This is a genomic window from Bradyrhizobium sp., assembly GCF_049581145.1.
In the GTDB taxonomy this organism is placed as follows: domain Bacteria; phylum Pseudomonadota; class Alphaproteobacteria; order Rhizobiales; family Xanthobacteraceae; genus Bradyrhizobium.
Window position 1 is genome coordinate 1 of the sequence record NZ_JBAURI010000160.1, and the last position, 1,542, is coordinate 1,542.

Consider the following 1,542-nt stretch of genomic DNA (forward strand, 5'->3'; position numbering starts at 1 on the left):
GCATGGCGGCACGCGCCTCTTCCGGGATTCCCGGCCCTTCGTCCTCGACGGACACCGCAATCATCTGCTGCTGCACGGACGTGCGCACATGCGCGACGCGGCCATATTTGATGGCGTTGTCGATGACATTCGCGAGCACCCGCCGTAACGCCAGACGATCGCCCAAAACGATCGCGTCCCGTGCCCCCGGCTCCGTCGTGACATCGACGACATCGCCCTGCGCCTGTCTGTCCCCGACATCGGCGCACACCAGCGCAGCAAGTTCGACCATCTCCTGCGCCAGGCCTCCACCGCCGGTCCGGGCCGACAGCAGGGCATCATCGAGCAAACGGATCATGTCATCGATATCGGCGATGGATCGCTCGCGCTCGGCCGCGTCCGGAATCTGCTCGACACGCAGCCGCAGCCGTGTCGCGAAAGTGCGTACGTCATGGGCGATACCGCCGATCAGCGTCATGCGGGCACGCAGCATCTCGCTCAAGCGACCCTGCAGGCGATTGAATGCCGCGATCACGGCGCGGATTTCAGGCGCGCTGCGCCGCGCCTGGGGAAGCAAGGGCGGATCGACCGACAATCCGACGCGGTCGACGGCGGCGGCGAGCCTTGCCAATGGCCGCGTCTCGCGCTGCATCACCAATAGCGCCAAAAGCGCGACGATGGTCCCGAACAGGCCGGCCCCGAAGCCGACCGGCAACCCGAGCGGCGTCACCGGCAGGCGCGTGCGGGCATCGACGACGAGGATCTCGCCATCACGCAACGTGATGCGGAACTCGGTCGCCTCCATCAGCTTCGCCAATCGCGGAAACCACCGGCCCAATGCACGGTCGGGAACGGCCACAATCTCGATCGCGCGGCCCGCCAGCAGCCCGGTGGAGGCGTCGTGCGCAGAGCGCGGCGGCGACGCGGCGTCCGCGCCCCCGCTGGAGGTGCCCGAAGGCTCGATCCTGACGACGAATTGCGGCGAGGAGACCGCCTCGAGGACACGCTCGCGCTGATCCGGCCGCGTCTGCTCGAGCAGCCCGGCGAGCGCCGCCAGGCGCGCCGGCGAAGGACGGGTCAGTTCGGTCTCGCGCAGCGTCGTCAGGTAGAAGACGCCGACGACGACAATGACGACCACCGAAAACCCGACCGTCACGATCAGGGCGAGCCGGGCCGCCAGCGTGAGGCGCAGCATCACGTCACCTGCTTGACGGAGGCCGTGAACAGATAGCCGCCATTGCGCACCGTCGTGATCAGGTTCGATCCGGGACTGGCCGCATCGAGTTTCTTGCGCAGCCGCGAGATCATCATGTCCACTGTCCGATCGAACGGCTCGGACGAACGCCCGCGCGTGAAGTCGAGGATCTGATCCCGGCTGAGCACGCGGCGCGGCCTTTGCAGAAAGCAGCCCAGCAGATCGAATTCCGCGCTGGTGAGCTGCAGTGTCGCGGCCTCCGCTCCGACGAGCTCGATGCTGCGCGCGTCCATGTCGACGACGAAGCGGTCGAACGCATAGCGACGGACCACCGCCCGCGCCGGCGCGCCGCCAGCGCGGCGCAGGAT

Annotated in this window: 2 protein-coding genes; both read right to left on the reverse strand. The window is 68.0% G+C overall.

Going from position 1 to position 1,542, the window contains the following annotated elements:
- Positions 1-1,174 (reverse strand): ATP-binding protein (locus tag WCB02_RS05220; protein WP_423956774.1); only part of this gene is annotated, 1,174 nt, incomplete at its 3' end.
- Positions 1,174-1,542, reverse strand: a 369-nt coding sequence (locus WCB02_RS05225; protein WP_423956775.1) for a winged helix-turn-helix domain-containing protein, incomplete at its 5' end; no start/stop codon positions are given. The genes WCB02_RS05225 and WCB02_RS05220, both read right to left, overlap by 1 nt.